Source organism: Rhodococcus koreensis, from assembly GCF_017068375.1.
GTDB classification, from domain to species: Bacteria; Actinomycetota; Actinomycetes; order Mycobacteriales; family Mycobacteriaceae; genus Rhodococcus_F; species Rhodococcus_F koreensis.
The window spans coordinates 2,941,057-2,966,411 of the sequence record NZ_CP070609.1 but is presented as its reverse complement, the minus strand read 5'-3'; the positions used below and the strand labels follow the sequence as shown (position 1 = coordinate 2,966,411).

Genomic DNA, 25,355 nt, shown 5'->3' with positions numbered 1-25,355 from the left:
CATCGAGGTCTGTCCGAGAACTCCACGACTGATCCGAGCAAGCACGATGACGCGAAAGTGGTCACGGCGGTCAATCGGAGCGCTGTCGCGGCGCGACGCGGCGTCCCACTTCGGGGCTGTCGATGCGGACGCGCGAGAGATGCCTGCGCGTCTGATAGCGCTCCTGGTGCGCCCGACCAGCCCTCCTCTGTGGCTGGGTATCGTGGTCGCCGCCACCGTGATCACCGTGGAAACCGCTGTGGTGCATCAGCTCGACACGGTCGCGCCGCAGAACGCCTTCGGCGCGGTGTTCCTGCTCGGCGTCCTGGTGGTCTCGGCTCGCTGGGGATTCGTGCTGTCGGTGATGACGACGTTGGTCAGTGCAGTCGTCTACGTCTACTTCCACCTCCAGGTGGCGGGATCCCTGCTTCCGACCAAACCCGGCGACTGGGTGGCCATCCTGGTCTTCCTGCCCGTCGCGCTGGTGGCCAACCTGATGGCCGGTCAAGCCAGGTTGCGCACCGCCGAGGCGGTCCTGCGCCGGCGCGAGGCCGAGGTCAGCCGCGACGAACTCGGTGTCCTCGCCGCACATCAGGCCGCACTGCGCCGAGTGGCAACACTGGCGGCGCGTGGAGTGAGCCCACCGGAAGTCTTCACAGCTGTCGCCGAGGAACTCACGCTCTGGCTGCACGTGGTCAACGCCGTACTCCTTCGCAACGACGGGGACGGTACGGGGACGTTGGTCGCCGTTCGATACGAGCCGGGGGTCACGGGGATGTCCGACACCGGAGACAGAATCCCGATGGAGGGCGACGACGTCGGGGCGATCGTTCTCCGCACCGGCCGTGCCGCCAGGATCGACAACCACGAACACGTCGGTGGGGAAGTCGCGACCCGCATTCGGGAGGGGGGCTTCGGATCGATCGTGGGAGTCCCGATCGTCGTGGACTCCCGGGTGTGGGGTGCGGCGATCGTCGGATCGCGGTGCGCCGAGCCGCTGCCACCGGACACCGAGGCGCGGCTCGGTGACTTCGCCGATCTCGTCGCGACCGCGATCGCCAATGCTGTGACCCGTGCCGAACTGCTCGCGTCGCGCGCGAGGATCGTCGCGGCCTCCGACGAGGCCAGGCGTCGCCTGGAACGCGATCTGCACGACGGGGCTCAGCAGCGACTGGTGTCGCTGGGGCTCGAGGTGCGGATGACGGAGGCATCGGTGCCTGCCGAATGGGTGGACGTGAAGGAGCAGCTGTCGGCCATCGCGTCGGGGCTGAAGGGGGTGTCGGAGGATCTGCGCGAACTCTCACACGGAATCCACCCGGCGATCCTGTCGAAGGGAGGGCTGGGATCGGCGGTGCGGACGCTGGCGCGTCGCTCGGCGGTCCCCGTCACCCTCGACGTCGCAATCGAGGATCGCTTCGCGGAATCGGTCGAGGTAGCCGCCTACTATGTGGTCGCCGAGGCGCTCACCAATGCCGCCAAGCACGCGCGAGCCTCCGAGGTGTCCGTGTCGCTGGGGACGCAGGACGGCATCCTTCACCTCGTGATCCGGGACGACGGCGTCGGCGGTGCCTCGTCCGCCGCGGGCTCCGGGCTCCTCGGATTGCAGGACCGGGTCGAGGCCCTCGGCGGCCACCTGCGGATCACGAGTCCGCCGGGTCACGGCACCACGCTGGACATCACGATCCCGGTCGCCGGCGAGTGAACGAGGGGATTTTCCTGCTAGCGGGAATGCGTCGGCGGGAGGATCGGGTCGACGATGGAGGGCATGGTGTTGCAGCACGATCGTCCACGGTGCCTGATCGTCGATGACAGCCCGTGTTTTCTGGACACTGCTCGGCGACTCCTCGAGCAGCAGGGCATCCCCGTGGTCGGCACAGTATCGAACACCGCCGACGCGGTGCGGACGGCCGCGGAACTGCAGCCCGACGTCATTCTGGTCGACGTCGAACTCGGCGCGGAGTGCGGATTCGACCTCGCGCAGCGACTCGACGAGTCGTTCGCAGCAGCGGTGATCCTGATTTCCACGCACGCCGAGCAAGACCTGGCCGACCTGGTCTCCGGGAGCCCTGCGGTGGGATTCGTGTCGAAGACCGAACTGTCGTCCGATGCAATCCGGGATCTGCTCCGCGCTGAACGGGACCGCGTGGCTCCGGTCAGCGAGCCTCGAGAAAGGTGACGACCGCGAGAACCCGTCGGTGATCGTCGCCGGTCTCCGGGAGGTTCAGTTTGGTCAGGATGCTGCGCACGTGCTTCTCGACGGTTCCTTCGGTGACCCACAGCCGGCGGGCGATGCCGGCATTGGAACGTCCTTCCGCCATGAGGGCCAGAACCTCCCGCTCCCGCGCGCTGAGCGCCGCGAGCGGGTCGTTGCGCCGACGGGCGGACACCAACTCCTGCACCAGCGCCGGGTCGACGACGGACGCCCCCGCGGCGATGCGCTGCAGGGTGTCGATGAAATCGTCGACGTCGGTGATGCGGCTCTTGAGCAGGTAGCCGATTCCGCGGCCGCTGGCCAGTAGTTCCATCGCGTGCTCGACATCGGCGTGCGCCGACAGCACCAGGATGCCGACCTCGGGGAAGTGTTCGCGAATCTCCCGGGCTGCGTCGAGGCCTTCGGTGGTGTGGGTCGGTGGCATCCGGATGTCGACCACCACCAGGTCGGGCGTTCGCTTCCGGACCAGTTCGAGGAGGGTGGTTGCGTCGCCGGCCTGCCCCATAACATCGAAGCCGGAGCGGGCGAGCAGGCTCGCCACACCCTCGCGGAGCAGGACGTCGTCCTCGGCCAGCAGCACCCGCACCCGTGGCGTCGCCGGATCGGACCGCGCCGCCGGAGGATGGAATTCGGCCATCGTCGACCCCGAGTTTCCGCGTCGTCCGTGAGAAAGCGCCCGATCACCGTCGAAGTGATCGACTTCGAGAGTACGTCATCGGCACCCCGTCGATACGCCACAATGCGGTCTTGCACACGCCGGCCGGTAATGGCATTGCAGCTACCTGGAAGACCGAGATTACGGCTGGTAGCACCTGCAAACACCCGCTGGCTGTGGCGACTCCGGGCCGTGTTCGGACGAAAATTTACATCAATGGTCGTTCGATCATCAACCCGATCACAGCTCCAGAAAACGAAAGGTGAGAACAATGTACAAGTTCGCAATCCGCGCGGCGGTCGCCGCAGCCGCAATCGCACCCCTGATCGCCCTCGGCGCCGGAACTGCTTCCGCGGCAACAGTAACCGACAGCGTTGCTACGCCCGTCGCACGGGTCGTGCCAGATGAGGGGCCCGTGACCGACGTGCCGCAGTCGGGCTTCCCCTGGGGCTGGCCCGGAACCTACGGGTCCCAACGACCGGAGGCCGGCCCGTTCCTCGGTGGCTTCGGTGGTTTCGGACACTTCGGTGGTTTCGGGGGCCACGGCATGTTCTAGCTCGTCGGCGTCGGGTCAACTAGCGGACGCTGCCAGGCGTCGCATGCACTGATGGCGGAGGCTCGCCGGTGTCGAAGGATCGATCGAGCGGGCGGCGGGGGTGTCCAGCCGATCATGTCGATGTCCGTTCTCCTGGCGTGCCGCTCAGCGACTGCAGTGTGTGTGGTCAGAGGTGGCCTTCTACGAATTGGGCGATTCCGTTGCCGAAAGACCAGTCATCGCGCGTGTTCTCGACGACCGAGACGATCACATCGGTTGGTGCGAGACTGGTCTCGATGTGAAGTCGGTCGGCCAGTGCCCGGTACATCGCCGTCTTCTGGTCCACGCTTCTGCCCTGTTGAGCGATCTGCACGACGACGATGTCGTCGGTGCGTTCGAACCCCAGTCCGGTGTCCTCGGCGATGATCTGGCCCGGCTTGTGTTCGGTGATGAGTTGGTAGCGGTCTCGATCGGGTGCGGCGAAGTGTTCGAGCATCACGTTCTGCACGACGTCCGCAACGTGGCGAAGTTGCTCGGGTGTGCGCCTGTTTTCGATGACGTGGATGTGGACGAGAGGCATGACGTGTTCCTCGAGTGTGGGGGAGTGGTGAGTGGGGGCCTGTGCGGGGTGCGGTCCGAGATCCGCACCCCGCACAGGTGATGTGGTGGGGGTTTAGTTGTTCTGGGGGAAGCCGAGGTTGAGGCCGCCGTGGCTGGGGTCGAGCCAGCGGGTGGTGACGACCTTGCCGCGGGTGAAGAAGTGCACGCCTTCGGCGCCGTGGGCGTGGGTGTCGCCGAACAGGGAGTTCTTCCAGCCGCCGAAGGAGTAGTAGGCCATCGGGACGGGGATGGGGACGTTGATGCCGACCATGCCGACCTCGACCTCGTTCTGGAATCGGCGGGCGGCGCCGCCGTCGTTGGTGAAGATGGCGGTGCCGTTGCCGAACTGGCTGGAGTTCACCAGTTCGAGGGCTTCGTCGTAGGTCTCGACCCGAATCACGGAGAGGACGGGTCCGAAGATTTCGTCGGTGTACACGGACATGTCGGTGGTGACGTGGTCGATCAGGGTGGGGCCGAGCCAGAACCCGTCCGCACCGCCGTCGGGCTGCACCTGCCGGCCGTCGACGACGATGGTGGCCCCGTCGTTTTCGCCGGCGTCGATGTAGGAGGCGACCTTGTCGCGGTGCACCTTCGTCACCAGCGGTCCCATGTCGGAATCGCGGGTGCCGTCACCGATCTTCAACGTGTCGGTGCGGTCTTTGATCTTCGCGACCAGTTCGTCGGCGATGTCGCCGACGGCGACGAGGGCGGAGATGGCCATGCAGCGTTCGCCGGCGGATCCGAAGCCGGCGTTGACCATGGCGTCGGCGGCGAGGTCGAGGTCGGCGTCCGGGAGGACGATGGCGTGGTTCTTCGCCCCACCCAATGCTTGGACGCGTTTGCCGTGGGCGGTGCCGGTGGCGTAGACGTACTGGGCGATGGGGGTGGAGCCGACGAAGCTGATGGCCTTGATTGCGGGGTTGGTGAGGAGTTCGTCGACGGAGGTCTTGTCGCCCTGCAGCACGTTGAACACCCCGGCCGGGAGGCCGGCTTCGGCCCAGAGTTCGGCCATCCAGATGGCGGCGGTGGGGTCCTTCTCGGACGGCTTCAACACCACCGTGTTACCGGCGGCGATGGCGATGGGGAAGAACCACATCGGGACCATGGCGGGGAAGTTGAACGGGGAGATGATCCCGACCGGGCCGACGGGTTGGCGGAGGGAGGAGACGTCGACGTTGGTGGAGGCGTTTTCGGTCATGCCGCCTTTGAGCAGGTGGGCGATGCCGCAGGCGAATTCGACGACCTCCTGGCCGCGGGAGACTTCGCCGAGGGCGTCGGAGACGACCTTGCCGTGTTCGGAGGTGATGATCTCGGCGAGTTCGCCCTTGCGCTCGTTGAGCAGTTCCCGGAACTTGAAGATGATCTGGGTGCGCTTGGCGAGGGAGGTGTCGCGCCAGGCGGGGAAGGCGGCGGCTGCGGCGTCGATGACGGCGCGGGCGTCCTCGACGCTGGCCAGGGCGACCTGTCCGGTGACGGCGCCGGTGGCCGGGTTGGTGACGGGGGCGGTGTTGCCGCTGGTGCCGGGGAAGGTCTTGTTGTCGAACCAATGGGAGATCGTGGCGACCACGTGAATCCTTTCGAAGGAGTGACGGAGTGCGAAGTGGGATGCGGTGAGTGCGTCAGAAGATGGCGTAGGCCTTGCGCAGGGTGTCGGTGACGTCCCAGCGTCCCGACCAGCCCGGGGGCAGGACGACGAAATCGCCTGCCGAGATGTCGACCTTGGTGCCGGTTTCGTCGTCGGTCAAAGTCGCCCTACCGGAGATGATGTAGCAGGTTTCGGTGTTCAGCCGGTCGACGACCGGCCAACCACCCGGCCGGCATTCCCAGATCCCGATCTGGGCGTCGGTGCCGCCGTCGAGGGGCAGCGTGCCGAGTTGCGGGTCGCCGCTGTCTGCTCCGGGCCGCTGCCCCGCGGGGGTCAGCTCGCCTTGAACTGTGCTGGCGGGCAGGTGGATCAGTGATGTCATGGTGATTTCTCCAAGAAGTGTTCTGCAGTATCGATGGTCAGTGGGCGCCGGTGAGCTTCTCCAGCAGCGCGGAAACCTTGGACGGCTTGTTGGTCACCCGCTCCTCGAGGTCGGCGGTCGCGGCGGCGCGCAGTCCGGCATTGACTCCGAACCACCGGAACGGCTCGACTTCCCACTTCGGCGAGCGGTGGTTGACCACGGGGAGCGAATTCAGGTCGTCGCGCTTGTCGAGGATGAGGTTGCGCAGGATGCGGCCGGCGAGGTTGCTGGTCGCGACACCGTCACCGACGTACGGTCCGGCCCAGGCCGTCTTGTTGTTCTGGTCGTAGCCGACCGACGGGAACCAGTCGCGCGGAACACCGAGCGGGCCGCCCCACCGGTGGGTGATCGGCACGTCCGCCAGCGCCGGGAAGAACTCGTGCATCGTGTCGATGATCTTGTCGTGAATCTTCTCGTCCACGTCGAAGGACGAATCGACCTTGGACCCGAAGTGATACGGCGCGCCGCGGCCGCCGAACAGCAAGTGGCCGTCGCTGGTCGGGTGCGCGTAGATCCGGAGGTTGCGCATGTCGTTGAACGCGGTCCGGCCGTCCAGGCCGAGGTCCTCGCGAAGCCCCTGGGGCAGGGGCGCGGTGGCGACGACGAGTGAGTACAGCGGTGCCACGTTGCGCCGGTACGCCGGAAATTCGGGGGTGAATGCCTCGGTCGCGCGGATGACGACGGAGGCGGTGACCGAGCCGTGTTCGGTCCAGACGATGCCCTTGCCGATCTCGTCGACCGCGGTGTCCTCGTAGATGACTGCGCCGTGTTCCTCGACCCAGCCGGCGAGCCCACGCACGAGTTTGTCCGGGTGCAGCAGTGCACAGTGCTCGGTGTAGATGCCGCCGAGGACGTCGGTGGCGTTGATTTTCTCCTGCGCCGCAGCGGAATCGAGCAGTTGCCACTGGCCGCGGGTGCCGAACTTCTCGGCACCGGCCACGGTCGCCTTCGCCCGCGCCCACTGCGCCTCGCTCCGCGCGAGGGAGACGAACCCGTCGCGGGCGTATTCGCAGTCGATGCCCTCGTCGCCGACGACCCGGCCGATCTCGGAGACCGTATCGTTCATCGCGGCCTGCAGATCCAGGGCGGCGCGGTGCGAATACAGCTGTTCGACGCGGGCGAGGGAGACCGGGAAGATCGACGACGCCCACCCGCCGTTGCGCCCGGACGCCCCGAACCCGGCGAATTCGCGTTCGAGAAGAACGACTTTCAGCGACGGATCCGCCTGCAGCAGGTAGTAGGCCGCCCACAACCCGGTGAACCCGGCACCGACGATGGCGACATCGGCGGTGACGTTCCCGGGCAACGCGGGCCGTCGGGGAGCGAACTCTCGATCCTCGCGCCACAGGGGTGTACCGTGTGCGGCACCTGACACGTCGCGCCCACCAGCGCGGGCATTGCTGACTACCATCTAGAGCCTCCAGCCGTCATTCGTTTCGTGCGTCGGTGTCCAGTGTCGTGTCAGCATGTGAGCCCCGACATACTCCGGATTCACAGACATCCGACCGCCGGCTGTACGTTTGTATGAGGAGGTGAGGACCGGTGATCTCCGTCGATCAACTGACCGCGATCCCGTCGCTCGGATTGCGGTATCTCGCCGGCGAGAGCGGTGGCGCGAGACTGGTGACCTGGGCGCACGCGTGCGACCTTCCCGATCCGTGGCTGTGGTTCGAAAGCGGTGACCTGGTCATGACGACCGGCGGCGGGCTTCCCGACGGCCCCGCGGAGCAGTCCGAGTGGATGGCGCACCTGATCGACAGCCAGGTCAGCGCCCTGGTGATCGCGCGCGGCCCCGGCACCCCGGATGTGACCGCCGAACTGCTCACGGTGGCCGACCGACGCGGCTTTCCCGTGCTGTCCGCGAGCTTCGACTTGCAGTTCGTCACGTTGGCACGGACCGTCATCGAAAGTGCCGTCGAATCCGAACGCCAACGCTTGACGACGATCACACGCCTCTACGACGTGTACTGGCAGGCGCTGCACGCCAGGGGCACGTTCGCCGACCGGATCTCCGCGCTCGAGGGCACCACCGGGTGGGCGCTCGAGGTCCGGGACCACGACGCCGGTGAAGTCGTGGTCAGCGGCCGACTCGCGCTGCACCAGCGTGACAACCGGCCGGACGAACCGGCCGGCCGCGTGGAAATTCCCATCCCGGGCGCAGGGGCGGTGGTGCTGTCGGCCGGCGCCGGCCGGCTGCCCGTCAACGACCGGCCGTTGCTCCAACACCTCGGTGGGCTGATCGCCCTGGAACTCGAACACGATGCCGCGCAACGTGACCGGCTCCGCGCCTCCGGACAGGACCTGCTGCTGGGCCTGCTGGACGACACCATCACCGCCGCCGCAGTCTGGCCGGAACTACGTCACCGTGGAATGACGAATGCCGTCGTCGTCGCATGCTGGAGTACCCCCGACGGAGATGCCTTGCACCACGAGACGATTCATCGGCAGGTGTGCCTTCACGAGTACGCGCCGTTGCTGCTGCCCCGCACGGCGATGCTGATCGGGCTGGTACCACGAGACCTGGATCTGCTGTCGACGATCGGTTCGAAGCTGGGGCGCGGATGTGCCGTCGGGGTCAGCACCACCCTCACCGCCAACTCCGACGTCGCCGAAGCCGCCCGGCAAGCCCAACTCGCTGTGGCCCGTGCTCACGAACAGGGGCTGACCGTCAACGTCTACGGCGAAGACGACGACGAGATCGGTTTCTTGCCACGCAGTGTGGAAGACACTCGCCGACTGGTGCGCGACATCCTCGGCCCGCTGATCCTCCACGACAGAACCAGCGAGGGCGACCTCGTCAGCTCGGTCCGGGTGTTCCTCCGCAACGACGGCGCCTGGCAGAGGAGTGCCGACGAACTGAAGATCCACAGACAGACCCTCGTGTACCGGCTGCGCCGCGTCGAACAGCTCACCGGCCTGAAACCCACCTCCACGGAAGGGTCGGCGATGTTCTGGCTCGCGCTGTCCGGCGCCGACCGAACCAAACTGACACTGGACGAACTGATCGAGTGAGCCGGCAGGCCTTCCCGGAACGCGAAGTGCTGCTACCACCCTGGGGTGGCAGCAGCACTGTGACGGGTATTCCCGCGTTTTACGAGGTCGGTTGGGGAGTCGCGGGTCGCTCGTTGTCGGCGCCCGGGGAGTCCAGCGAAGAAGATCCTCCGGAACCGCGCCCACCCAGTCGCTTCCTCAGGACGTAGACGATCGTCAGCACCACCCAGACGGCGACTCCCTGCATCAGCTCGATCCGGTTGGCTTCCCGGAATCCCATGCTGATCAGCACCGCGACGATCGCTGTCGTGACCAGGATCGGCAGGCCCGGGTACAGCCACATCCGGAACTGGAGCAGGCTCGGGTCTTCCTTCTCCCACCGCCTGCGCAACCGCAATTCGGAGATGCAGATCATGAAGTACACGAACAGGAACACCGCACCGGAGGCGTTGATCAGGAACAGGAACACCGTGTCCGGGAACAGGGCCGCGAGCACCACACATCCGTAGCCGACCACCGTGCACGAGAGGATTCCCTTCACCGGGACACCCCGCTTGTTGGTCGAGGTCATCCATGCCGGAGCGTCGCCGCGTCCGCCCATGACGAACAGCAGCCGCGAGGACGTGTAGAGACCGGAGTTCAAGACGGAGAGCACCGCGACCAGGATGACGAGGTTGAGCAGGTCCGCCGTACCCGGAATGCCGATCCGGTCCAGGGCGGCGACGAACGGCGATTCCCCCGGAACCACCGAGTCCCACGGCACGATCACGGCGATCAGGAATGTCGAGATGACGAAGAAGGCGAGGATGCGGAACACCACCGAATTGACGGCCTTGCGGATCGATTTCGCCGGCTCCGCCGATTCGGCGGCCGCGATCGTGACGACCTCGACGCCGGTCATGGAGAAGATGACCACCACCACGCCGACGAACAGGGTGGCCAACCCGTTCGGCAGCAATCCACCGTGATCGGTGAGGTTGCCGAAGTCGACGCTTGCGCCGGGCCAGAGCCCGAAAACGAAGAGGGCGGCGACGGTGATGAAGGCGACGATGGCGACGACTTTGATGCTGGCGAACCAGTATTCCGCCTCACCGAAAGCGCCCACCGACAGGAGATTGACGGCGGTCATGACCATCATCAGTACGAGCGCAATCACCCATACCGGTATCGACGGGATCCATTTGTTGATCATCTGACCGCCGACGACGGCCTCGAATCCGACGACGATGACCCAGAAATACCAATAGAGCCACCCCGTCGAGAATCCTGCCCACTCACCCCACGCCATCCGCGCATAATCGGTGAACGATCCGGAACAGGGTTTGGCAGAAGCCATTTCCCCGAGCATGCGCATGACCAGCAACACGATCAGTCCCGTGATGCCATACGTGATGAACGCAAGCGGACCGGCCTGGTTGATGATCGCACTCGAGCCGACGAACAACCCCGCACCGATGACGCCGCCGAGCGACAGCATCGTGAGGTGCCGCTGCTTGAGGCCGGGTTTGAGCTGATGCGCTCCGTCCGGAACCGTACCCATGGCATTCCCTTCATCAGGTGTCCGCATCCGTCGACGTTCGCAGGGGCGGGACCACGCTTGTGATGGGAGTCACCCTGCTCGCGTGGTTGCGCGCCCACCATGCGCCATCACGACAACGATGGGGGTGCCGGTTCATACAATGTGATGAAGAGCCGTGCCTGAAACGCGGCTGACCAGGTCAGCGGCGCTCGCCGGTCCGGGTTCGCCGGGCGTGGCGTCGGCGGTCGGCCTCGGTCATGCCTCCCCAGATTCCGTACGGTTCGTCCGCTGTGAGGGCGTGGTCGCGGCACTGGGCGAGGACCGGGCAGTCTTCGCAGATCTGCCGGGCGTTCGCCTCGCGGCGGGCCCGGGCGCGACCGCGTTCGCCATCGGGGGAGAAGAACACCGATGATGCGACTCCGCGGCATGCGGCCACCTCTCGCCACTCCTCGTGGTGGGGTGCGGCCGCGGGGGCCCGTATTTCTGACGTTTCTGCCAACAGCACTGCGGTCCTTCCGTTCCAGGCCTGTGGACGATCCACGTGTCGGGAAACAGATGTCGTTTTTCTATATGTGAGTGTCGGTATCGGTTACGGCCGTTGCCGGATAACAAACCGTACGACCCGTTTGAAGGGTATACCGGATGGCGCCCGGGTGTGCCACTAGGTTGGGCGTCCAGCCGTGCCTGCGCGCCGCCGCCTGCTGGTCAGGGAAGGGGCGCGACGACGAGCGAGGCCATCGCTCTGTGCCCTTCGTGGGTGGGGTGCAGGGGCATCGTGAACGACCGGGGGACGAGGCCCTCGAACCAGCGTCGAACGGGTCCGGCGCACGCGTCGTGCCCCACCGCGGCGGCGGCCACGTCGACGAACCGGGCGCCGTTCGCGCGTGCCGCGTCGGCGAGAACGGCGTTCATTCGCACGAAGAACTGCACGACGAAGGCGGCGTCGGCGTCGCTCGTGGGGACGTAGGGCCAGCAGCCGCGGTCGCCGAAGATGCCGCCGTGCCCCACCAGGAGCACAGTTGCTGCGGGGGACTTCGCGGCGATGGCAGCCAGGGTCGCGGACACCTTCGGGCCGAGCACGGTGAGGGCGTCGGTCATGCGCCGGGCCGTGGTGGCGTCGGAGCGACATCTCGCGTCGAATCCCGGGGCGGGCGTGTAGCAGGGCTCGACCAGCGACGACCACGCGATGTCGTTTCCGCCGATGCTGACGGTGACGAGCGTCGTGTCCGGCCGGAGCGCCCCGATCTGCGGTGGCTGCGGGCCGGTCACTGTGAATTGCGGTGTTGTCGTGATGTTCTCGGTCTTCGCGCCTGCGCACGCCCGGCTGACATAGGATTCCGCGCTCAGGGTGTCGGCGACGATCTGCGGGTACGCGTCGGACGTGCGGAAGCACCCGTCCCGAATCGACAGCAGATCCTGAGGCGACCCGGTGGCTCGCGAATCCCCCAACGCGACGTACCGGACGGCGGGGTCCGGCGCGGCGTCGGCCACGGCCGGATGCGACCACGGGAGCGCGAGCGCCACCGTGCACGCGACGAGGGCGGGGGACAGGCCCGGCTTCACGGGACCGCTTCGAGGACGACCGGATCGTGTGGGCCCGGCGGGTTTTTCGTCATCACTCATCCTATTTCCGCCCGCCGGATATCGCCTGACTTCGACGGACTCGGAGAAATTCGGGCTACCGACGTAACTCAGATACTGCTAGTCTCCGAAACCATGGGAATCTTCAGCGGACGGAATTACCCCGAGATCGACCCGGACGGCGCGGTCATCGTCGTGACCGGGGGAGGGCGGGGCATCGGCCGCGCCACTGCGGAACTGTTCGCGGCCAGGGGCGCGACCGTGTGCATCGGTGACCTCGATCGTGCGGTCGCCGACGAGGCGGCTTCGGCGTTCGGCGCCCGCGCGTACACGGTGGACGTCGCTTCCGTGGAGTCGTGGCGGCGGTTCGCCGACGACGTGCTGGCGGACTGCGGTCGCATCGACGTGCTGGTCAACAACGCCGGCGTCATGCCGCTCGGTGGGTTCCTCGAGGAATCCGACGAGACCAGCCGGATGACGATGAACGTCAACGTGTGGGGACCGCTGCACGGCATGCGAACGGTGTTGCCCGGGATGGTCGAGCGCGGGCGTGGCCACATCGTGAACGTCGCATCGATGGCCGGCAAACTGCCCGTGCCCGGGATGGCCGTCTACAACGCCAGCAAGTTCGGGGCGGTCGGACTGTCCGCCGCCGTCCGGGCCGAGTTCGCTCCGGCCGGTGTCAGCGTGAGCACGATTCTTCCCAGCGCGGTCCGCACCGGGCTGTCGTCGGGGGTGCCGCTGGGCGGTGGGATGCCGACCGTCGACCCCGAGGACGTGGCGGACGCCATCGTTCGGACACTCGACCATCGTCGCGCCGAAACGGCGGTGCCCCGCTACCTCGCCGGGTGGGATCTGATCGACGCCGTGGTCCCGGAGAGCCTCCTCGACCTCGGTCGCCGACTCGTCGACGACCGGCGCGCGCTCACCGCCGTCGACCCCGTCGGACGGGCCGACTACGACCGTCGCCTCGCCCGGCAGTCGCAGACGACGTGACGTCAGGCCATCAGCGGGGCGAGCCGTTCCGCGTGCTCCCGCAGTGACGGGACATGCCGCAGCATGAGGTGTTCGTGATCGACGTGCCCCGACAGTGCCAGACTGCCGACGAGCGACCCTGTTCCGGACCGGACGGGGACGGCGACGCACGCCGACGCGTCCCGCAACTCCGCGAGTTGGGTGGCGAACCCCTGGCGTCGGATCAGGTCCAGATTCGCGAGCAGCTCACTCCGCACGACGATCGTGCGGGCCGTCAGCGCCCGCGGCTCCCAGCGGGGAATCACGGATTCGAGTTCCGCCTTCTCCGCGAGGAGAAGCTTGCCGACCGCACACGCGTAGAGGTGCTGGTTGAGGAACGACTCATCCTCTGGCGGCGGGTATTCGGGGTCGGCGTCGGCGGTGCGGACGGCGACGTTGGTGTAGTAGAAGAGGTGGACCCCGAAGCGCACCGACAGTCGAAGCTCGGCGAGGACCTCCCGCGCCGCCGCACACACGGTGGGCACCACGGCGGCGTCGACGAGAACCCCGATCTTCTGGCCCAGGGCGAACCCCGACAGGTCGGGAAGCCGCACCACATAGCCTTCGCCGACGAGGATGTTGAGCAGCCGGTACGTGGTCGCCGACGGCATCGACAGGCGGGCCGCGATGTCCTTCGCCGTGACACCCGAACCGGCGCGGGCCACTTCCTCGAGCACCCGCAGCGCGCTGGTGACGGCCTTCGGCTGCCGCCCCGACAGGGCCCTGTCGTCGGCGTTCACCGGCGGACCTCCCACGGGCGGTAGCGGCCCAGCAGGTCGTCGGCCACGGCCTCGTCGTACACACCCATCCGTTCTCCGATTCCGGGGGATCGCCTGGCGCGGATCGCGAACACCGCAGCGCCGAGGAGCATCAGAAGCACGTAGACCGCGGTCGCCGCGCCCGCGACATACGTCCGCGAGAACGCCGCCCACCCGACCAGCGCCACCATCGCCGTCGCCGCCAGCGCGCCGATGACCAGCGGGAGCCGGGTCAGTTCGCCGATCCGCCGGAGAAACGCCGGCGTCGCGACGCACAGCAGGACGTACGCGAGGACGTAGCCGTGGGCGGACACGGCGAGCAGCCCGATCAGGACGTCGCGGCTCGAACCGCTGACGAACAGGTAGAGGACGGGGACGGCGACGATCACCGGCATCGCGACCGCCAGCGCCACGTGCGGGGTGTGGAACCGGTCGTGCGTCCGGCCGAACACGATCGGAACCACCCCTTCGCGGCCCATCGCGAACAGCGTTCGCGACAGTGCGGTCGTCGAACCGAGGACGCAGGCGAACCAGGAGGCGGTGATGCCGAGTTCCATGACGATCGACAGCGCCGACGAACCGGCGCCGGACGGGTCGGGCAACGTGAGGACGATCGGCAGTGAGTCGACTCCCTGCCGCACCGGCTCCGGCAATTGCAGGGCGGCCGCGAACACGTACAGGACGCCCAGGGCGATCGGGGTCCACCGGATGGCGCGCGGAACGGTGACGAACGGGTTGCGGGCTTCGCGCGCCACCGTGCCCGCGCTCTCGAATCCGACGAACGACGTAATCGCGAGCAGTACGGCGAACCCGACCGCGGACCCCGATTTCGCGCCGCCCGCGGACGGGGTCGCGCCCTCCCGGACGGATTGGACGAACGCGACCACGAGCGCGGCGGAGGCGGCGACGATGGCGAAGACCTCGATGGCGAGCATGATCCGCGCCGACAACTTCACCCCCCGGATCATCAGCATCAGGGCGAGCAGTCCGACGATCGCCGCGAGGACCGCGATGAGCGTCGACCCCGTCGGAAGCCCCACTCGGCCGAGCAGCGCCGCGAGGTAACTCGCGGCGCCGAGCGTGCTCGCCATGGCGGCGGCCGCGTAGCCGACGAGCAGCGACCAGCCGCCGCCGAAACCGGGCACCGCCCCGAGCCCCTTCACGATGTAGCTGTAGAGACCGCTGACGGCCACCATCCGAGTCGCGAACTGTCCGACGCAGTAGCCGACCGCCGTCATCAGAATCGCCGCGGCGACGAACACCGCGATGGTCGCCCGGCCGGCGTCGGGGATGACGAGAGCGGGCAGCGTGACCATCACGGCCGACGGTGCGACCGCGGACACGGACTGCCCGAGCACCTGGACGAAACTCAGGCGCGCGCGCTCGAGACCGGCGACCGGTGATCTACTTCTGATTCTGGGTGTACCGGACACCACGCACCTGCTCTCCACACTTTCTCGCCTGCCCGCGCGTGATCGACGCCGGGCTGCATGAGTTGCACGCTAGCGCAGGAGTCGAGCGTGATGCGCCGATCGGAATTAATTTTCGGTCACCTCGAATGAGAATGGCCGGGGAATTCGTTCCCGATTCCGGGGCCTGCGACGCCGCACATGGTGGATCAGCTGCACCGACCCGAAAAGCCGGAATGAGAATCGCCACCGCCGCGGCCGGAAAAGTCGAATGAGAATGCCGCAGTCGCTGATTCCCATCCGGATTTAGTAGTGACCGGCGACACATCCCGGGTTTATCGTGGATTCAGGCCGCAGCACGACGAGGCGAAAACTCCCGCCAAAAGTGTTCTGCAGAAGCCGGATTCATTCACAGATTCATTCACTCCATCGAAGAGGACATGATGACTGCAGTCGTTCACACCCCAGCCGGACTCGACCCCCGGGTCGTCGACTTCGTTTCGTCCCCGAAGCGCATGTTCGTCGACGGCCGATGGGTGGACTCCGCGTCGGGCAGGACGTTCGAGACGGTCGATCCCGCCACCGGACAGGTGATCACGACAGTGCCGCACGCCGGCATCGAAGACGTGGACCGGGCGGTTGCGGTGGCCCGGCGGGCGTTCGAGTCCGGGCCGTGGCGCTCGCTCACCCCCGCGGAACGTCAGCGGATCCTCTGGAAGATCGGCGAGGGAATCCTCGCCCGCGCGGATCAGTTCGCGCAGCTCGAGTCGATCGACAACGGCAAGTCGGTGGCGGTGGCCAAGGCCGTCGACGTGACGTGGGCGGCGGAGATCTTCTTCTACTACGCCGGCTGGGCAACCAAGATCGAGGGCCGCACCATCCCGGTGTCGGTGCCGTGGGCGCCCGGCGCCCGCTTCCACGCCTTCACCACCCGCGAACCGGTCGGCGTGTGCGCGCAGATCATCCCCTGGAACTTCCCGCTGGTGATGGCCGCGTTCAAGGTGGCGCCCGCGCTGACCTGCGCGAACACCATGATCCTCAAGCCCGCGGAGCAGACCCCGCTCACCGCGCTGCTCCTCGCCGAGGTGATCGCCGAGGCCGGCGTCCCGGACGGCGTGTTCAACGTGCTCACCGGGTTCGGCGACATCGGCGCGGCGCTGTCCGGTCACGACGACGTCGACAAGGTCGCGTTCACCGGCTCCACCGAGGTCGGAAAGAAGATCGTCAATGCCGCGTCGGGGAACCTCAAGAAGGTGTCCCTCGAACTCGGTGGCAAGAGCCCGCAGGTCGTGTTCTCCGATGCGGACCTCGAGGCCGCGATCCCGGGCGTGGCGAGCGGATTCCTGTTCAACCACGGGCAGGCCTGCACGGCTGGAACGCGGCTGCTCGTCGAGGATCGGATCTTCGACGAATTCACATCCGGGGTAGCCGATTTCGCGAAGTCGCAGAAGATCGGCCCCGGGCTCGACCCGACCAACGACATCGGCCCGCTGATCTCCGGGGAGCAATTGGGCAAGGTCACCGGCTACATCGACGCCGGACTCGCCGACGGCGCCCGCGCCCTCTCCGGCGGGCGGCGGCACGGCGACACCGGTTTCTACGTCGAGCCCACCCTGCTGGTCGACGTGAACCGCGACTTCAGCGTGTACCAGGAGGAGATCTTCGGACCGGTCGCCGTCGCGGTGCCGTTCAACCGGGAGGAAGGCGTCCGCGCAGCCGCCAACGACACCCCCTACGGCCTCGCCGCCAGCGTGTGGACCCGGGACGTGTCCCGCGCCCACGAGGTGGCCGCCGAGATCAAGGCGGGCACCGTGTGGGTGAACTGCCACAATGCGTTCGACACGGCGCTCCCGTTCGGCGGCTACAAGCAGTCCGGGTGGGGACGCGAACTCGGTGAGGGCGCCATCGCCGAGTACACCCAGAGCAAGTCCGTCAACATCGCGCTCTAGAGACCGTGACCGGAGCCGAATGAGAACACCCCTGCATGCGTTCTCATTTGCCGTCGACGAACCGTGACGCTTCGGCAACCGCGCCGACAACCCGCAGCCGCATGCTCGTTCCGGAGCTCACCGCGGAGCATCCACGCAGACCCTCTCCTCGTGAAAGTCGAAGGAAGCCATGACAACCAACGCCTCACCGCACCCGAGTGCAGTCAGCGACGGCGCGTCTCGCAGACTGGCAGGCACCCTCGGTCCCGGTGCCATCGTGTTCATGGTCGTCGCAGCGGCGGCCCCGTTGACCGTAATCGCCGGCACCGTCCCGCTGGGGATCTCGGCGGGTAACGGCGCCGCCTATCCGGCGTCGTACCTGGTCTGCACGGTGGTGTTGCTGTTCTTCGCCGTCGGATTCACCGCGATGGCCAAGCACCTCCCCGGCGCCGGCGCGTTCTACACCTACATCACGCAGGGCCTGGGCAGGCATGCCGGTCTCGGCTCCGCGTTCCTCGCGCTGCTGTCGTACACCGCCGTCCAGGGCGCGGTCTACGGATACATCGGGGCCGCCGTCAACGATTTCGTCACCGCGCACGGCGGTCCCGAACTTCCCTGGTACGTGTGGGCCCTGGCCGTGACCGCCGTCGTCGCGATCCTCGGATACCGGCACATCGACCTGTCCGGCAAGGTGCTGGGCGTCCTGCTTGTCTGCGAGGTCGGGATCGTCCTCGTCATCGACGCCGCCGTCATCCTCCGCGGCGGCGGTGACGAGGGATTCTCCACGGCGGCATTTCACCCGGGCGAGTTCTTCTCCGGGGCACCCGGCATCGCCCTGATCTTCGCCATCGCCGGGTACATCGGATTCGAGGCCACCGCCGTCTTCCGTGACGAGGCCCGCGATCCGGGCCGCACCATTCCCCGGGCGACCTACCTCGCGTTGCTGGTCATCGGCGGCTTCTACGCATTGTCGAGCTGGGCGATGGTCAGCGCGTGGGGCGACGAGGGCGCGGTGGCCATCGCCACCGAGAACCCCGAGGGCATGATCACCGAGACCGCCACCCGCTACGTCGGTGCGATCGCCGGCGACCTCGTCCAGATCTTCCTGATCACGAGCCTGTTCGCCGCGCTGCTGTCCTTCCACAACGTGCTCTCCCGGTACATCTTCTCCCTCGGGAACAGTGCCGCCCTGCCCGCCGGCTGCGGCCGTTCGCACGACAAGCATGCGTCGCCGTACATCGCGTCGGTCGTGCAGACGGTGTCCGCTCTCGTGCTGATCCTCGCGTCCGCCGTCGCCGGACTCGACCCGGTGACCGAGGTCTTCGCCTGGTTCGCCGGTGTGTCCTCGGTCGGCATCGTCGCCCTGATGACCCTGACGTCCGTGGCCGTCCTCGTCTACTTCGGCCGGACCCGGGTGGACCGGCGGCTGTGGAACACGGTGATCGCACCGCTGCTCGGACTCGTCGGTCTGGCCGGGCTGCTGATCATGACCGTCGCCAACCTTCCCCTTCTCGTCGGCGGATCGAGCACGCTCGCCGCCGTCATCGGGGTCCTGCTCGTCGGAACCTTCGCCGGCGGAGCAGCCGTCGCAGTGCTCCGGCCCCACGCCGCACGACACGACACCGCACTACCGCAGCATCACACGAACGACACCGTCATCGACAAGGAGATCGCACGATGAGTACCGCAACCACCGAGACCCGCGCCACCGTGGGGTCCGCCGCCCCGGATCACCCGCTCACTCCGCTGACCGCGGATGAGATCCGCTCGGCGAAAGCACTGCTCACGGACGAGGGACTGATCGGCGAGAACGTGCGCTTCGTGTTCGTCGCGCTCGCCGAGCCGCACAAGTCCACGGTCCTCGCGTTCACCCCCGGCGACCCGATCGAGCGGCGCGCCCGGATCCTGCTGCTCGACCGGTCCACCGGCATCGGCACCGACCTCGTCGTGTCCGTGACGGAGAACCGTGTGATCAGCTCGACCACCGTCGATTCCGCCACCGACGGTCACGTCCCGATCCTCGACGAGGAGTTCGAGGACATCGAAGCCTTCCTGCTCGGCAGCGCCGACTGGCTCGCGGCGATGGCGAAGCGCGACATCGAACCGTCGAAGGTCCGGGCGGTTCCCCTGTCGGCCGGTGTGTTCGGCCACGAGGACGAGGTCGGGCACCGCATCGTCCGCGTCCTCGCCTTCCATCAGGAGGACGAGGCGGACCTGCCGTGGGCGCACCCCATCGACGGGGTGGTTGCCTACGTCGACCTCACCGAGCGTCGCGTCGTGAAGGTGGTCGACGAGATCGAGCTGCCGGTGCCCGCCGAGCGTGGCGAATGGAACGCCGAGCCGCACGCGACACCCACCCGCACCGACCTCAAGCCGATCGAGATCACCCAGCCCGAGGGTGCCAGCTTCTCCGTCGACGGCAAAGAGATCACCTGGGCCGACTGGAAATTCCGCTTCGGTTTCGATGTGCGCGAAGGTCTGACGCTGCACCAGCTCTCGTTCGACGACGGGGGAGTCGAACGGCCCGTGATCTATCGCGCGTCGATCGCCGAGATGGTGGTTCCGTACGCCGATCCGTCCCCGGTTCGTTACTGGCAGAACTACTTCGACCAGGGGGAGTACCTGTTCGGCCGGTACACCAACTCGCTCGAACTCGGCTGCGACTGCCTCGGTGAGATCCAGTACTTCGACGTCACCATCGCCGACGAGGCCGGCGACCCGCGCGTGATGAAGAACGCGATCTGCCTCCACGAGGAGGATTACGGCGTCCTGTGGAAGCACACCGACATGTTCAACGGCATGACCGAGACCCGCCGCTCGCGCCGCCTCGTCATCTCGTTCTTCCTCACCATCGGCAATTACGACTACGGGTTCTACTGGTACCTCTACCTGGACGGCACCATCGAACTCGAGGCGAAGGCCACCGGAATCGTCTTCACGTCCGCGTACCGCGGCGCGGAGGGATTCTCCACCCAGATGGCGCCCGGGCTCGGCGCCCCGTTCCACCAGCACCTCTTCTCCGCTCGACTCGACATGGCCGTCGACGGTAACGTGAACACGGTCGAGGAGGTGGATGCCGTGCCCGTCCCGATGGGACCGGAGAACCCGTGGGGCAATGCCTTCCGCTGCCAGAAGACCAAGCTGACCACCGAATCCGAGGGGCAGCGCACCGCCGACAACCTCAAGGCCAGGGTCTGGCACATCACCAATCCCACCAAGCAGAACCGCCTGGGTCAGGACGTCGGGTATGCGCTGCACCCGGAGGGACAGCCGGTGCTCCTTGCAGACCCGTCGAGTTCGATCGCCGCCCGCGCCGCGTTCGCGACCAAACACCTGTGGGTGACGCAGTACGACGAGTCCGAGCGCTATCCCGCAGGCGACTTCGTCAACCAGCACCCGGGCCAGGCCGGTCTGCCCTCGTTCGTGGCGGGCAACCGGGACATCGACGGCGAAGACCTGGTGCTGTGGCACACGTTCGGGCTGACGCACTTCCCCCGGCCCGAGGACTGGCCGGTCATGCCCGTCGACTACGCCGGGTTCAAGCTCAAGCCCGTCGGGTTCTTCGACCGCAATCCCGCGCTCGACCTGCCGGCGAGCGCCGCGAAGCACTGCTGCGAAGGCTAGACGTCGTGACCACCGTCTTCTCCACGGCCTTCTCCACGGCCGCCCGCCGCACCAGCCTCTGGTGGCGGCGGGCGGCCGCGGCCCTCGCGATCGCCACGGCAGGGCTCCACGCCGCGACGCTCGGTGAGCATGCGGCGGCGTCGCCGATGGTCGGGGTGGTGACCGTCGCGATGATCCTCGGATGTCTGTACTGCGCGGGGCACCTGTGGATGCGGGGTTCGCAGCGGGACTGGGGGCTGGTCGCGATGATGAACGTCGGGATGATTGCACTGCACCTCACCGTGATGAGTCCCGGTTCGGGTGGCGGCGGCCACCACGGGCACGCGATGCATGCGGCAGCCTCGGCTCCTCCGATGGCGCATGCGATGTCGACCCCGATGGCGGCGGCCCTCGCGACGGCCGCGCTCGAAGCGGTGGTCGCCGTGACGGTGCTCTTCTACCGCAGCCGGCTCGACCAACCCCCCACGTGATGCTCCTATGAGTGTCAACCCGGGTTTGCGGGGTTGAGGAGGGCGAAGATTTCTCGGGCGACGGCTCGTTTGAGGCAGCGGATGATGTCGCGTTTGCTTTTGCTTTGGGCGAGTCGTTTGTCCCGGTAGGCGCGGGTGCGGTCGTCGTACTTGAGTCTGGAGAGCACGATCACGTGCAGTGCCCGGTTGGCTTGCCGGTCACCGCCCCGGTTGAGGCGGTGCCGGGTCGTCTGCCCGGACGACGCCGGGATCGGGGCGACCCCGCAGAGGTTCGCGAAGGCACCCTCGGAGGTGATGCGGCCCGGGTTGTCGCCGGCGGTGATCAGCAGCTGGGCGGCGGTCTCGACACCGACGCCGCACCGTTCGAGCAGCCGTGGTGCGGTGTGGGCGACCAGGGCCGCGATGTTCGTGCGCAGGGCCCGACCCTCGGCGGTGAGGGCGCGGATCCGGCGGGCGAGGGACCGCAACGCCGTCTTGACGGCCGCGGTCAGGTCGCCGGGGACGATCGGGCCGGGACGCAGCGCGGCACAGGCGGCGAACAGGGCGGGGTCGGACAGCCCGCGCAGGGCGGCGCGGAGGGGTTCGGGTGCGTTCACGATCATCGCCTTGAGGGTGGTGATCGCCTCGGCCCGGGACTTGATCACGCTGCGGCGGGCGTTGTGCAGGAACCGGATTGCCTCGACGTCCCCGCCGTGGGTCTTGGGGACGGTGGTGGCGCGTCCGGTCAGGGCCGCGGTGGCGGCGGCGTAGGCGTCGAGCGGGTCGGATTTGCCGTGCCGCCGTCGGGAACGACGGTCGGGGCGGTCGACCTCGACGACGGTGAGACCGGCGTCGTGCAACACGTGGGTGAGGCCGGCGCCGTAGCTGCCGGTGCCCTCGACACCGACGGAGGCGATGATGCCGGTGCCGGCGAGCCAGCTCAGGAGTTGGTGGTAGCCGGCATCGGTGGCGGGGAACTCGCGGTCGGCGAGGGGGCGACCGAGGTGGTCGACGATCGCGGCGTGGTGGGTGTGTTTGTGGGTGTCGACGCCGGCGTGGATGGTCAGGCTGACATCCGGCGGGGTTTCGGTCATGCTGGTCATGGCTGTCCCTTTCATCTGGTGGCCACGCACCGGTCGGGACGGCGGACAACTCAGTGATGGGACTTGTCGAAGTCAGGCTCCTATCAGGTCACTCCGCCCGACCGGCCGCGTGTGTTCGTCGACGCGGTCGGTCGACACATCACGTGAAGGACAGTCCTTGCGGGCGTCAGAGTGGCAACGAGTCAGACCGGCCGCGTCAACGAACCCAACCAGTATCACTGAGTGGCAAAGCGTCCCCCGGCACGCTTTGCCACTCACATGGGGGTGGTCGCGTCAGGCCACGGGTGCGCGTCTAGCTCGCGTCCTGCTGCGCGAGTTGCGCCTTGATCCGCGCGGTCGCGTCCAGGAGCGAATCGTTGTTGACCGCGGCGGCCGCGGCGTCGTCGTGCTCCCGGGCGGACTCGACGAGACGCTGCTGGTACTTCCACAGCGAGTCGTCCTCGGTCGTGTCGACGGTGCCCTCGGCGCCGACGATCTTGTATGCCCGGCAACGCTGCCACAGCGTGCGGATCGTGTCGACCAGCACGGGATTCTCGGCGGCCTCGTACAGGATCGTCAGCAGCGCCTCGTCGTGGTCGAGATAGGCCACCACACGCCGCTCGTCGAGGGCGGTGCGCATAAGAGCGAACTCGTCCTGCATCCGGGTACTGTCCGCAGCGCTGATTCGCTGGGCGCCGAGCCGGGCGGCCTCCACCTCGAGCAACCGGCGCACGTCGTAGACGTGCACCAACTCGGCGAGGGTGAGGCCCTTGACCACTGCCCCCTTGTGCGGTGATCGCTCGGCCAACCCGGCTTCCTCGAGCCGGCGGATCGCCTCGCGCACCGGCATCACGCTGGTTCCCACCTGTTCGGCGAGATCTCGCACTCGCAGGCGGGCACCGGCAGGCAGATCACCGTTCATGATCGACTCGTGGATCATGTCGTAGACCTGGTCGGTCAACAGTGACGTTTCGGCGCGCTTGGACATTGCCACGACTCAAATATAAACGGCACGGTCGCTCGGGTGTCGCGACATACCGGCAATCCGAGTTGGTCACAGTTCCAGAGCGTTTACGCTCTTCGGAGGTTCTCCGGACGGCGTGACGGATGGCGGGTGGGCTGTGAATCGCAGGGTGGGCAGATCGACGCTGACGATGGCGGTGGCCGCGGCCACCGTCCTGACACCGATCGCGGCAGCCGCTCCGGCGACCGCCGACGCGGGCGGGTTCACGAAGACGACGCTCCATTTCCAGGTCTTTGTCGGACCGAACCGCGACGTACCGTGCGACGTGATCGGCGACGTGTACAAACCGGATGCGGCGTCGGCGTCGAATCGCGTCCCCGCCGTCCTCACCACCAACGGCTTCGGCGGTTCCAAGAACGATCAGGCCGGTATCGGCTCGTTCCTCGCCTCGCGGGGCTACGCGGTGCTCGCCTATTCCGGGCTGGGCTTCGGCGGTTCGAGCTGCAAGATCCACATGGACAACCCCGAGTACGACGGAGTTGCGGCGAGTGAACTGGTGAGCTTCCTCGGCGGACGCGACGGGACTGCGTTCGTCGATCCCGCGCACACCGTTCCCGTTGCGGGTCTCGACTACGTGGTGCAGGACGCGACGGCCCACCACGGCACGGCCGAGGCGAACGATCCGCGGGTGGGGATGATCGGTGGGTCCTACGGCGGGGCGGTGCAGTTCGCCGCGGCGTCGGTGGACCCACGGATCGACACGATCATCCCGATGATCACCTGGAACGACCTCAGCTACTCGCTCGCGCCCAACAGCATCGACCAGACGTCCGGGGTCAGCACGTCGGTTCCCGGGGCATCGAAGGTGGTGTGGTCGCTGACGTTCGGGGCCGTCGGTGTTACCAACCCCCGCGCGGAGGGCTACGCGCAGGACCCGGTGCGGGCCCTGGGGTGCCCCAACTTCGCCGATCCCGCATGCCCCGCGCTGGCACAGTCCGCGGTGCAGGGTTTCCCGGACCCGGCGTCCGTCGACTTCCTGCGGCAGTCCTCCGTGGTGTCGTACGCCCATCGCGTGAAGATCCCGGTGCTGCTGCTGCAGGGTCAGCAGGACACGCTGTTCGACCTCAACGAGTCGAAGGCCACCTTCGAGACGCTGCAGGCACAGGGCAACGACGTGAAGATGATCTGGCACAGCTGGGGGCATTCCAACCTGACTCCCGCCGAGGGCGAGATCAACATGAAGGACCCCAACCCCGACACCCAGTACGAGGCGGGCCGGATCATCGACTGGTTCGACCACTACCTGCGGGACAGCGGGGCGGACACCGGGCCGGTATTCAGCTACTTCCGCAACTGGGTCGACTACACCGGCAACGCCACACCCGCGTACGCCGAATCCTCGGACGTCTCGGTGGGTCAGGACTATTCGCTCTACCTCTCCGGTGACGGCGCACTGACCGACCGCCGCGACCGCATCGTGGCCGGCGCCCAGACGCTGAACACGCTGCCCGGCGGACTCCCCACCGACCGCGAGGCACCGGACACGAGGCCGAACGCCCCGGTCCCGCAGAGTGTCGAGCCCGGAACCGAGGCCGAGTGGTCGTCGGGGATCCTCGATGCCCCGTTGGACGTGGTCGGAGCGTCCCTGCTCGACGTCCGGGTCGCGGCCGCACCCGCGGTCACCGGTGTCGAAGACGCGGTGGTGGTCTTCGCCAAGCTGTACGACGTGGCTCCCGACGGCACCGAGACGCTGATCAACGGGCAGGTCGCGCCGGTGCGGATGGTGGCACCCGGCGAGCCCGTGCGGGTCGTGATGCCGGCGATCGTCCATCGCTTCGGTGAGGGGCACCGTGTTCGCCTCGTGGTGGCCGGCGGCGATCAGAGCTTCCGCGGCGGGCTGGTGCCGCATCAGGTCACCATCGCCGCGGGCGACCCGGGGCAGGCGCTGGTGCTGCCGGTGACGGGCTGAAAACGAGCCCCGAGCAGCACGTGATTGACATCACACCGCCTCGGGATCACACTGGGAACCCTCAATTGAATCCGATGTCA

Annotated in this window: 22 protein-coding genes; 10 read left to right on the top strand and 12 right to left on the bottom strand. The window is 67.5% G+C overall.

Annotated elements, in window-relative coordinates; genetic code table 11:
• Positions 1–139 precede the first annotated feature (139 nt).
• Complete coding sequence (locus tag JWS14_RS13705; protein WP_095862242.1) at positions 140–1,681, top strand: GAF domain-containing sensor histidine kinase; 1,542 nt, start codon at positions 140–142, stop codon at positions 1,679–1,681.
• A gap of 54 nt (positions 1,682–1,735) precedes the next feature.
• Positions 1,736–2,155, top strand: a complete 420-nt coding sequence (locus JWS14_RS13700; protein WP_095862243.1) for a LytR/AlgR family response regulator transcription factor — start codon at positions 1,736–1,738, stop codon at positions 2,153–2,155.
• Here JWS14_RS13700 and JWS14_RS13695 read toward each other — a convergent pair.
• Complete coding sequence (locus tag JWS14_RS13695) at positions 2,133–2,828, bottom strand: response regulator (protein ID WP_095862244.1); 696 nt, start codon at positions 2,826–2,828, stop codon at positions 2,133–2,135. The genes JWS14_RS13700 and JWS14_RS13695 overlap by 23 nt on opposite strands.
• Positions 2,829–3,117: 289 nt before the next feature.
• Between JWS14_RS13695 and JWS14_RS13690 the strand changes: the two genes are divergently transcribed.
• On the top strand, positions 3,118–3,402 hold the full coding sequence (locus JWS14_RS13690; RefSeq protein WP_072937245.1) for a hypothetical protein: 285 nt from the start codon (positions 3,118–3,120) through the stop codon (positions 3,400–3,402).
• A gap of 166 nt (positions 3,403–3,568) precedes the next feature.
• On the opposite strand, the gene JWS14_RS13685 is transcribed toward JWS14_RS13690, so the two are convergent.
• From JWS14_RS13685 to JWS14_RS13670, 4 genes are all read right to left on the bottom strand, one after another.
• Positions 3,569–3,961 (bottom strand): tautomerase family protein, encoded by a 393-nt coding sequence (locus JWS14_RS13685; protein ID WP_072937246.1) that lies wholly within the window; start codon positions 3,959–3,961, stop codon positions 3,569–3,571.
• Positions 3,962–4,054: 93 nt separating this feature from the next.
• Positions 4,055–5,548 (bottom strand): CoA-acylating methylmalonate-semialdehyde dehydrogenase, encoded by a 1,494-nt coding sequence (locus tag JWS14_RS13680; protein ID WP_206013509.1) that lies wholly within the window; start codon positions 5,546–5,548, stop codon positions 4,055–4,057.
• 52 nt (positions 5,549–5,600) lie between these two features.
• Positions 5,601–5,948 (bottom strand): cupin domain-containing protein, encoded by a 348-nt coding sequence (locus JWS14_RS13675; RefSeq protein WP_206013508.1) that lies wholly within the window; start codon positions 5,946–5,948, stop codon positions 5,601–5,603.
• A gap of 37 nt (positions 5,949–5,985) precedes the next feature.
• Positions 5,986–7,398 carry an NAD(P)/FAD-dependent oxidoreductase gene (locus JWS14_RS13670; protein WP_206013507.1) on the bottom strand — a complete coding sequence of 471 codons (1,413 nt, stop codon included), beginning with the start codon at positions 7,396–7,398 and terminating at the stop codon, positions 5,986–5,988.
• A gap of 131 nt (positions 7,399–7,529) precedes the next feature.
• Between JWS14_RS13670 and JWS14_RS13665 the strand changes: the two genes are divergently transcribed.
• The gene (locus tag JWS14_RS13665) at positions 7,530–8,999 is read left to right on the top strand and encodes a PucR family transcriptional regulator (protein ID WP_206013506.1); all 1,470 of its coding nucleotides are present in this window, start codon (positions 7,530–7,532) and stop codon (positions 8,997–8,999) included.
• Between the two features lie 79 nt (positions 9,000–9,078).
• Here JWS14_RS13665 and JWS14_RS13660 read toward each other — a convergent pair whose 3' ends face one another.
• From JWS14_RS13660 to JWS14_RS13650, 3 genes are all read right to left on the bottom strand, one after another.
• Complete coding sequence (locus JWS14_RS13660) at positions 9,079–10,518, bottom strand: amino acid permease (RefSeq protein WP_072937251.1); 1,440 nt, start codon at positions 10,516–10,518, stop codon at positions 9,079–9,081.
• Between the two features lie 178 nt (positions 10,519–10,696).
• Positions 10,697–11,002: a WhiB family transcriptional regulator gene (locus JWS14_RS13655; RefSeq protein WP_206013505.1), complete on the bottom strand. Its 306-nt coding sequence runs from the start codon at positions 11,000–11,002 to the stop codon at positions 10,697–10,699.
• Positions 11,003–11,202: 200 nt separating this feature from the next.
• On the bottom strand, positions 11,203–12,060 hold the full coding sequence (locus JWS14_RS13650; protein ID WP_206016011.1) for an SGNH/GDSL hydrolase family protein: 858 nt from the start codon (positions 12,058–12,060) through the stop codon (positions 11,203–11,205).
• 153 nt (positions 12,061–12,213) lie between these two features.
• Here JWS14_RS13650 and JWS14_RS13645 point away from each other — a divergent pair, with 153 nt between their 5' ends.
• On the top strand, positions 12,214–13,074 hold the full coding sequence (locus JWS14_RS13645) for an SDR family oxidoreductase (protein ID WP_072937254.1): 861 nt from the start codon (positions 12,214–12,216) through the stop codon (positions 13,072–13,074).
• Between the two features lie 2 nt (positions 13,075–13,076).
• Here JWS14_RS13645 and JWS14_RS13640 read toward each other — a convergent pair whose 3' ends face one another.
• Entirely contained in the window at positions 13,077–13,832 is a 756-nt protein-coding gene (locus JWS14_RS13640) for an IclR family transcriptional regulator (protein WP_206013504.1), read from the bottom strand.
• Positions 13,829–15,283, bottom strand: coding sequence for an APC family permease (locus JWS14_RS13635; RefSeq protein WP_179377604.1), 1,455 nt, complete (start codon positions 15,281–15,283; stop codon positions 13,829–13,831). Before JWS14_RS13635 ends, JWS14_RS13640 begins: the two co-directional genes overlap by 4 nt.
• 419 nt (positions 15,284–15,702) lie before the next feature.
• Here JWS14_RS13635 and JWS14_RS13630 point away from each other — a divergent pair, with 419 nt between their 5' ends.
• The 4 genes from JWS14_RS13630 to JWS14_RS13615 all read left to right on the top strand — a co-directional run bounded on the left by JWS14_RS13630 (position 15,703) and on the right by JWS14_RS13615 (position 21,281).
• Entirely contained in the window at positions 15,703–17,208 is a 1,506-nt protein-coding gene (locus JWS14_RS13630) for an aldehyde dehydrogenase family protein (protein ID WP_072937285.1), read from the top strand.
• 169 nt (positions 17,209–17,377) lie between these two features.
• Positions 17,378–18,868 carry an APC family permease gene (locus tag JWS14_RS13625; RefSeq protein WP_072937256.1) on the top strand — a complete coding sequence of 497 codons (1,491 nt, stop codon included), beginning with the start codon at positions 17,378–17,380 and terminating at the stop codon, positions 18,866–18,868.
• Positions 18,865–20,811 (top strand): primary-amine oxidase, encoded by a 1,947-nt coding sequence (locus JWS14_RS13620; RefSeq protein ID WP_206013503.1) that lies wholly within the window; start codon positions 18,865–18,867, stop codon positions 20,809–20,811. The genes JWS14_RS13625 and JWS14_RS13620 overlap by 4 nt, the downstream gene beginning before the upstream one ends.
• Positions 20,812–20,816: 5 nt before the next feature.
• Entirely contained in the window at positions 20,817–21,281 is a 465-nt protein-coding gene (locus JWS14_RS13615) for a hypothetical protein (RefSeq protein WP_206013502.1), read from the top strand.
• Positions 21,282–21,295: 14 nt separating this feature from the next.
• On the opposite strand, the gene JWS14_RS13610 is transcribed toward JWS14_RS13615, so the two are convergent.
• Both JWS14_RS13610 and JWS14_RS13605 read right to left on the bottom strand, forming a co-directional pair.
• Positions 21,296–22,363: an IS110 family RNA-guided transposase gene (locus JWS14_RS13610; RefSeq protein ID WP_206013501.1), complete on the bottom strand. Its 1,068-nt coding sequence runs from the start codon at positions 22,361–22,363 to the stop codon at positions 21,296–21,298.
• A 292-nt stretch (positions 22,364–22,655) separates the two neighbouring features.
• Positions 22,656–23,330: a GntR family transcriptional regulator gene (locus tag JWS14_RS13605; protein WP_206016009.1), complete on the bottom strand. Its 675-nt coding sequence runs from the start codon at positions 23,328–23,330 to the stop codon at positions 22,656–22,658.
• A gap of 166 nt (positions 23,331–23,496) precedes the next feature.
• Here JWS14_RS13605 and JWS14_RS13600 point away from each other — a divergent pair, with 166 nt between their 5' ends.
• Positions 23,497–25,275, top strand: coding sequence for a CocE/NonD family hydrolase (locus tag JWS14_RS13600; protein ID WP_206016008.1), 1,779 nt, complete (start codon positions 23,497–23,499; stop codon positions 25,273–25,275).
• The last annotated feature ends 80 nt before the right edge of the window (positions 25,276–25,355 follow it).

What these genes read in the sequence shown, in the direction of transcription:
- JWS14_RS13695 (WP_095862244.1), bottom strand. Translation starts at nt 2,828, where the DNA reads ATGGCCGAATTCCATCCTCCGGCGGCGCGGTCCGATCCGGCGACGCCA.
- JWS14_RS13625 (WP_072937256.1), top strand. Translation starts at nt 17,378, where the DNA reads ATGACAACCAACGCCTCACCGCACCCGAGTGCAGTCAGCGACGGCGCG.
- JWS14_RS13670 (WP_206013507.1), bottom strand. Translation starts at nt 7,398, where the DNA reads ATGGTAGTCAGCAATGCCCGCGCTGGTGGGCGCGACGTGTCAGGTGCC.
- JWS14_RS13610 (WP_206013501.1), bottom strand. Translation starts at nt 22,363, where the DNA reads ATGACCAGCATGACCGAAACCCCGCCGGATGTCAGCCTGACCATCCAC.
- JWS14_RS13705 (WP_095862242.1), top strand. Translation starts at nt 140, where the DNA reads ATGCCTGCGCGTCTGATAGCGCTCCTGGTGCGCCCGACCAGCCCTCCT.
- JWS14_RS13645 (WP_072937254.1), top strand. Translation starts at nt 12,214, where the DNA reads ATGGGAATCTTCAGCGGACGGAATTACCCCGAGATCGACCCGGACGGC.
- JWS14_RS13620 (WP_206013503.1), top strand. Translation starts at nt 18,865, where the DNA reads ATGAGTACCGCAACCACCGAGACCCGCGCCACCGTGGGGTCCGCCGCC.
- JWS14_RS13675 (WP_206013508.1), bottom strand. Translation starts at nt 5,948, where the DNA reads ATGACATCACTGATCCACCTGCCCGCCAGCACAGTTCAAGGCGAGCTG.
- JWS14_RS13600 (WP_206016008.1), top strand. Translation starts at nt 23,497, where the DNA reads ATGGCGGTGGCCGCGGCCACCGTCCTGACACCGATCGCGGCAGCCGCT.
- JWS14_RS13660 (WP_072937251.1), bottom strand. Translation starts at nt 10,518, where the DNA reads ATGGGTACGGTTCCGGACGGAGCGCATCAGCTCAAACCCGGCCTCAAG.
- JWS14_RS13630 (WP_072937285.1), top strand. Translation starts at nt 15,703, where the DNA reads ATGACTGCAGTCGTTCACACCCCAGCCGGACTCGACCCCCGGGTCGTC.
- JWS14_RS13605 (WP_206016009.1), bottom strand. Translation starts at nt 23,330, where the DNA reads ATGTCCAAGCGCGCCGAAACGTCACTGTTGACCGACCAGGTCTACGAC.
- JWS14_RS13700 (WP_095862243.1), top strand. Translation starts at nt 1,736, where the DNA reads ATGGAGGGCATGGTGTTGCAGCACGATCGTCCACGGTGCCTGATCGTC.
- JWS14_RS13685 (WP_072937246.1), bottom strand. Translation starts at nt 3,961, where the DNA reads ATGCCTCTCGTCCACATCCACGTCATCGAAAACAGGCGCACACCCGAG.
- JWS14_RS13690 (WP_072937245.1), top strand. Translation starts at nt 3,118, where the DNA reads ATGTACAAGTTCGCAATCCGCGCGGCGGTCGCCGCAGCCGCAATCGCA.